Annotated in this window: 7 protein-coding genes and 2 pseudogenes; 8 read left to right on the top strand and 1 reads right to left on the bottom strand. The window is 69.4% G+C overall.

What is annotated here, in order from left to right; translation table 11 throughout:
* Positions 1-305 precede the first annotated feature (305 nt).
* The 8 genes and pseudogenes from ABT004_RS26805 to ABT004_RS26770 all read left to right on the top strand — a co-directional run.
* Positions 306-458: pseudogene (locus ABT004_RS26805) on the top strand (IS3 family transposase); the annotation flags it as partial.
* Between the two features lie 38 nt (positions 459-496).
* Entirely contained in the window at positions 497-973 is a 477-nt protein-coding gene (locus tag ABT004_RS26800; RefSeq protein ID WP_351341783.1) for a transcriptional regulator, read from the top strand.
* Entirely contained in the window at positions 859-1995 is a 1137-nt protein-coding gene (locus ABT004_RS26795) for a hypothetical protein (RefSeq protein WP_351341781.1), read from the top strand. The genes ABT004_RS26800 and ABT004_RS26795 overlap by 115 nt, the downstream gene beginning before the upstream one ends.
* A gap of 421 nt (positions 1996-2416) precedes the next feature.
* A complete protein-coding gene (locus tag ABT004_RS26790; protein ID WP_351341777.1) occupies positions 2417-2626 on the top strand; it encodes a hypothetical protein in 210 nt (69 codons plus the stop codon).
* Positions 2627-2742: 116 nt separating this feature from the next.
* Entirely contained in the window at positions 2743-3036 is a 294-nt protein-coding gene (locus ABT004_RS26785) for a hypothetical protein (protein ID WP_327660063.1), read from the top strand.
* Between the two features lie 120 nt (positions 3037-3156).
* On the top strand, positions 3157-3693 hold the full coding sequence (locus ABT004_RS26780; protein ID WP_351341775.1) for a hypothetical protein: 537 nt from the start codon (positions 3157-3159) through the stop codon (positions 3691-3693).
* Between the two features lie 101 nt (positions 3694-3794).
* Positions 3795-4916 carry a sensor histidine kinase gene (locus tag ABT004_RS26775; RefSeq protein ID WP_451193542.1) on the top strand — a complete coding sequence of 374 codons (1122 nt, stop codon included), beginning with the start codon at positions 3795-3797 and terminating at the stop codon, positions 4914-4916.
* Positions 4913-5578 (top strand): response regulator transcription factor, encoded by a 666-nt coding sequence (locus ABT004_RS26770; RefSeq protein ID WP_351341771.1) that lies wholly within the window; start codon positions 4913-4915, stop codon positions 5576-5578. Before ABT004_RS26775 ends, ABT004_RS26770 begins: the two co-directional genes overlap by 4 nt.
* Positions 5579-5798: 220 nt before the next feature.
* Here ABT004_RS26770 and ABT004_RS26765 read toward each other — a convergent pair.
* Positions 5799-6538: pseudogene (locus ABT004_RS26765) on the bottom strand (helix-turn-helix domain-containing protein); the annotation flags it as partial.
* Positions 6539-6547 lie beyond the last annotated feature (9 nt).

The raw sequence follows: 6547 nt of genomic DNA, 5'->3' as shown, positions 1-6547 counted from the left end.
GCCCCCGGAGTTCCGGGGGCCGCCGCTTCGTCGTACTCTGATGCCCCAACGGTTGAGCAGACGGAACGGCATCCCCCATGTCGCGCTCCGCGCACGCAACGAGCAGGCGGGGGCGAGGCTGGTCCTTGGGCCGTAGTGCTGGAGGAGGTTGTCTTGGCCGGTACATGGCTCGGTGGGGAGCTGGCTTGGTTTCAAGGACGTCGTGCTGCTGGCAGCTTCTAGAGATCTTTAATGGCTGGGGTTACGTGGGGTCGTGACGGTTGTCGTGGGCTGCGCTATGCCGGAGGGGTGAGGTATCCCGATGGCGGTGGAAGACCCGGGTCGAACTGGCCAACGCGATCTTCGAGTTCATCGAGATCTTCTACAACCGCCAACGACGACATTCAGCACTGGGCTACCGCACCCCCATCGAGTACGAACTACTCTTCGAGAACGACACCACCCCGGCTGCCGGTTAGCCACAAGGGCTGGAGCCCAACTGGTGGGGCAGGTCAAGATGTCACCCGATCGTGCAGCAGACCCGCTGCGCAAGCAGGTCAGCACACTGGAGGCGAAGGGGTACGTCGAGGTCAAGAAGGGGTACGTCGGCAAGCGGCCGCGCACCTGGGTGAGCCTGAGCGATGCGGCCGGGGCACGCTGGAGGGCCATGTCGCCGCCCTGCAACAGGTCGTCGAGACATCCTGCCGCCTCTCGGCCGACGCCGGAAGCTGACGGCGGACGGGCCGGAAGCTCTGATGGCACACTTTCGATCTGTCACACCGGCGCGAGGGGCGTCCGGGGGCAGGGGAGGGGTGGCCGGTGCGCGGGCGGGTGCATGACGTGGTCTGGGGGACGGTGCGGGTGGTGTTGGCCGTCGCGCTGCTGGGGGCGGCGTGGCAGCTGGCACGGAGCGCGGAGCGTGCCCGCTCCGTCGACCTCGACTTCCCACGCCTGGCGATACACGACGCCCAAGGGCGGGACACCGGCAGGCTGAAAGTGTGCGGGGGCCGGTACCAGGAGCCGTTCTGCATGCGGGCGGAGCAAGTGGCAGTGGACGAGGTACTGCTGAAGCTGAACAAGAAGACCGGGGCCCGCTACCAGTTCGAGTTCGGCCGGACCGGCGGGCGCACGCTGGCCATCAAACTGGACATCGACGGTGCGGACCGGGACCTGGTCGAAGCCGCCGACGGTCGCGGAAGGGCAACCCTGTTCTGGTGGCGCGATTCGGTGCGGCTGCTGGAGGTGCCGGCGGGCGGTGAGGAGCTGACGCTGCGCACAGCGCACTACCCGGGCCGGGAGTTCGTGCTCCCCGCCGCGTTCGGGGCGGCCCTCGCCGGGCTGGGGGCAGCGTTCCTGTGGTCGGGGCTGTGGCGGATGGTGCGTGGTGGCGTGTCCCGGTTGAACTGGCCGTGGCAGACGGTAGTGCCAGGGGTGACCTTCACCATGGCAGGGCTGGGCGGGGCCCTCGGCGCGTTCTTCGCGGAGGACCGACCCTGGACGATGGCGTGGACCGGGGGTGCCGTGGGTGCGCTGAGCGCGGTGGGCATGGCCTGCTGGGCTTACCGGTTGATGCGGCGCAGGCTGCCGACACTGGTGCGCATGGAGCCCATCGTGCCGGTGGTGGAGCGCCGCTTCCAGGGCATCGTGTGGGGTCCGGGCCCGTGGCAGCTGCTGTCGATGGGGTGGCTGCGGACCGGGCCGCAGGGACTTGCCGCCGTATCCGGACCGGCAGTGGGCACCGGCAGCTTCGGGATGCGGCTCCTCCCCGGCACTCTGCGCCTGGTTCGGGTGCGGCCACCGCACCGTGACGACCCGCTGCGGCTGCGGTTCGGCCGGTACGGGCGTACGGACGGGGCGGAGGAGGCGCAATTCGGGCTCGTCGCCGAGTGCGAGGCACTGGACGGACCGGTGCCCGGCGCGCGCATACTGATCGGCGCGGGCAGCGAGGACCTGCCGCACGTGCTCGGCGCCCTGTCTGCTGCCACGCCGTCCCCGCTTTCCCCGCCTTCCGCCTAGCTAGCGACGTGAGTCGGAGATTCTGTGGCAGTAGGCGGCGACCTTGTCGAGGATCTAGTTGGCTGTCGTGGCCCAGATGAAGGTCTGGGGTGCGGCTCGGCGCCGGCGCGTAGGGCGGAGCCAGGCGATGGGCACTGCCCGGGGCCGTCGTAGGTCCTGGGGATGTCCCGGTAACTCGGCTGGATGTCAGTGGCGTTGGTTAGTGTGTACGCAGTTGACGAGACCCTTGAAAGGCACGGTGCATCGGTGCGGACGGCGAACCGTCGAGGTGCGGCGGCAGAGTACCTATAGGGGCGCCTGGCCGGCGCTCTCCTGTGGCGACGCCCATCGGGCGGCGACGTCGTCACACGGCCCCGGCAGCGGGACGACTCCTGCCCCGGTCTCCGTGACGGCGCTCTGACGATGCCGTGGAGGGCCTTTCTTGTCAGCAACCACTTCCACCTGCGACCACCGCGTGCACCACGTAGTGGTCGTCGCTCTGATCTCCGTCATCGTCGGGCTCACCTCCGGGATTGGTCTTGCCGCTCTCGGACAGTCCCCGCTCGCCGCTGTCGCTTCAGGTGGGGCGGTCGTGCCGGTCGTCTTCTCCGCCGGCATGATCGCAGTCACGTACGTGAAGCGGCAGGTATAGCAGGCGACTTCGTGGGGTGTCCTCTCCAGGCCACCCGGTGGTCCGGAGCGTGACCAAGCCGGGAGTCCGGGGTTGAGCAGGCGATGTCCCGTCGTCGAAACAGGGAGAACTCCCAGATGCACATCCGCTCCGCCACCGGCGCCCTCCTCCTGGCCCTGGCCGCCTCCGTCGCCTGCTCCACCCCGGCTCCGGCCGCCGACCCCGAGCCGGGCACCGGCACGGTCGTCCTGTCCAATGAGGCGTACGACAGCCTTGTCCGCGCCGATGAGGACGAGCAGGAGCTGATCCTGACGAACCCGTCCTACCGCGAGGCATGGCTCTTCTGCCTCGGCTCCACGGAACCCAGCCACGTGGAACGGAACGCATGGGGCCAGGGGTACGTGTGCATTCCGGACGGCGCGGTGCAGTGACCGCGCCGTCCGGCTGACGGACACCGTGGGGGTTGTTCCACCTCCGGCCGACCGATGTCCACCCGGAGGTCCACCCATGGGTCCAGGTGGTCGAGGCATTGCCGCAGCAGTCTTATGGGCATGACTACGACCGAGTGGATCACCGACATCGCTCTCCTCCTTGTCGTCTTCCGGCAGCTGCGGGAGGGCCGACTGGACTGGCGGACCTTCCTCATCCCGCTGGGGATCGTGGCCTTCGTGGCCCACCAGTACCTCGAATCCGTACCGACCGGAGGCAACGACCTGGTGCTGATCGGCACCCTGGTGGCCACGGGCGCCGCACTCGGCATCGCCGGCGGCGTCTACACCAGGGTCCGGGTCTCCGGGGAGCACGTCCTGATCAAGGCCGGCGCGGTCTCGGCGGCGCTCTGGGTGATCGGCATGGGCGCGCGCATGGGATTTCAGCTGTGGACCGAGCACGGCGGCGGCGACTACGTCGCCCGCTTCAGCATCACCCATCAGATCACCAGCGATCAGGCGTGGGTCGCCGCGTTCGTCCTCATGGCCCTCACTGAGGTCGTCACCCGGCTGGCCACCATCTTCGTACGCGGCCGCATGGTGGCCGGGCGGCCGGCGCCGGAGACGCGTCCTGCCCTGAGCGTCGATCGCAGCGCCTGATCGTGGGTTATCGTCGCGCCGTGCCAGTACCTGAGAGCCGTCCGGACCCCGCGCCCGCCCCGGAGTCCGGGCACCCGGCGGTTCCCCGCAGAGATCCCAGGATGCACTGGGCCGTCACGCTCGTGGTCATCGCCAGCGGCTTCCTGACGGTCCGCCCCCTCGGCCTCAGCGGCCGGGGCCTCGCGGTCGCCGCGCTCCTTGTGCTGTGCTCGGCGGCGCTGCTGGTCCGTCAGCTGCCCGAAGCCAGGTTCTCCCCGCGCGTCGTCCTCGTATGGATGTCACTGGGTGTCGTCGCGTCCGCCGCGTTGATCGGGGTCAGTCGCACCGGCTCCAGCTATCTGTTCGCCTACTTCCTTGTCGGCCACATCGGCTACCGCTTCCCGCTCAAGTGGTCCCTCCCGCTGGCCGCGTCCAGCAGTCTCCTGTGCGCCGTGGTGCTCCGCTTCCACTTCGGCCCGGGACACCACCAGTTGGCATGGGGCCTGGGACTCACGACGGGCCTTCCTGTGGTGGCGGGCATCCTCAGCCGGAGCAAGCAGCGCGCGCTGGAGGCGGTGATCGTCGCGGCCGAGTCCTCCGAGCGTGCCGCACGAGCCGAGGCCCGGACCGCCGCGCTGACTGAGCGCAGCCGGATCGCCCGAGACGTGCACGACGTGCTGGCGCACTCGCTGGCGGGGATCAACATGCAACTGGAGCTCGCCGACGCGCTGCTGGACACCGGCGACCTGGACAAGGTCCGCGAGGCGAACCACAAGGCGCACAGCATGGTCAAGGAGAGCCTCAAGCAGGCGCAGTGGACGGTGCACGCGCTGCGCGAGGACGCACTGCCACTGGTCGCGACCCTGACCGCGATGCTGGAGTCGTCCGGCCACCGGGATGCGCTCACGGTCATCGGCCCCGTCCGGCCGCTCTCGGCGCGCGGCACCCAGAATCTGCTGCGGATCGCGCAGGAGGCCCTGACCAACGCCGGGCGGCACGCCCCCGGCGCGACCGTCGCGGTGCGGCTGACGTTCGCGGAGGCGTCGACGACGCTGACGGTCCGCAACGGGCCAGCCACCCGTGAAGCGTCCGCGGGACTCGGCAGCGGGATGGGACTGATCGGGATGCGTGAACGGGTCGCACTGCTGGATGGCACCCTTACAGCGGGACCGGTGCCGGAAGGACCGGACGCAGGCGGCTGGCAGGTGGAGGCAGTTATCCCGGATGAGAGTGTTCCCCGATGAGTGAACAGGCCGATCAGCAGAGCCGGTTGAGAGTGATCGTCGCCGACGACCAGGCCGCCGTCCGTGAGCCTCTGGCCGCGGTGCTCGCCCTGTCCGAGGACATCGACGTGATCTTGGCCGCGGCCAATGGCACCGAAGTGCTGGCCGCGGTGGCGGCCGGGCCGGTCGACGTGGTGCTGATGGATCTGCGGATGCCTCAGATGGACGGCATCGAGGCCACCCGCACGCTGAGCGAGGAACACCCCGGTGTGGCGGTGGTCGTGCTGACCACCTTCGCCGACGACGACTCCATCCTGGCCGCCCTGAGCGCCGGAGCCCGCGGGTACCTGACCAAGAACGCCGGGCGGCAGGACATCCTCCGGGCGATCCGCGCGGCCGCCGCCGGTCAGTCCGTCCTCGACCGCGAGGTCCAGGACCGGCTCCTGGCCACGGTACGCACCACCGCACCGGCTGCCACCCAGTCGCTGCCCGCGGACATCACACCGCGCGAGCGCGAGGTCCTGACGCTCATCGGCCAGGGCCTGCCCAATCGAGCCATCGCCGAGAAGCTGTTCATCAGCGAGGCCACGGTCAAGACCCACATCAACAACCTGTTCGCCAAGGCCGACATTCGCGACCGCGCCGACGCCGTCCGCCGCGCCATCGCCGCAGGTCTGGCCTGACACGCCCGTACGGAGGGCCATGCCACAGGTCCGACCGGGGCCCGCCGACACTCGCGGGCCTGTGCGTGCCGATAATTGCGCCCTTGCAGGCCAGGAAGCATGTTGGCACTCGTGGAGCACGCCGTCGAGACGGTCACGTCGGAGTTGAGCTTGCCGAATACCTTATCCAGCCTGGTCAGGCGGCATGTCGGTACTCGTGGAGGGTGCCGCCGAGTCGCGCTCGCCGTCGTATGTCCAGATGGGCGATCCGGCCCGGGGCCTCGAGTGGAGCGAGGTTCTTCGCGGCCTGGACGACCCAGGACGCGGTGGGATGTGCGGTGGAGCCCAGGATGCGGATCCGGTGGTTCGCGTGCTCGATCGTGGCGAACACGTACAGACGCCTCCCGGTCAGGGTGACGGTTCGGAGAAGTCGCATGCCAGGAGCGCGTCGGCCTGGGAGCGCAGGAAGTCCGCCCAGGTGCTCGAGGCCCGCTCAGGTGCCGGGTGGATGCCGGCCTCCTTCAAGATTTCCCAGACTGTGGATGCCGCCACCTTCACCCCGAGATCGAGCAGCTCTGCGTGGAGGCGTCGGTAGCCCCAGCTTGGATTTTCCCGGGCCAGGCGCAGCACCAGCACCCGGATCGAGTGCACGGTGCGGGGCCGGCCTTCGCGCTTGGGCCGAGACTGGGCAGCGTGTCGGCGAGCGATCACGTTGCGGTGCCAGCGAAGTACCGTGTCCGGCTTCACCAGCAGCCGCATCCGACGCAGCACTTCCCGCGGCAGGCCCTGGAGGAGCGACGCCAGGAACGCCCGGTCGCTCGCATGGAACTGAACCTGCTGCCCGTTCAGCTGCCGTTCCAGAACGCCGATCTGGTGGCGCAAGGCCAGGATCTCGACATCCTTCTCACGGCCGCTCATCGGCAGCATTCGCAGCATCGCGAACGCGTTCGTCACACCCAGGTACGCCAGCCTCAGCAGCACGACTGATCA

Origin of the sequence: Streptomyces sp. NPDC002790, assembly GCF_040295505.1 — a bacterium.
GTDB lineage: Bacteria > Actinomycetota > Actinomycetes > Streptomycetales > Streptomycetaceae > Streptomyces.
This window is presented reverse-complemented; position numbering and strand designations above follow the sequence as displayed.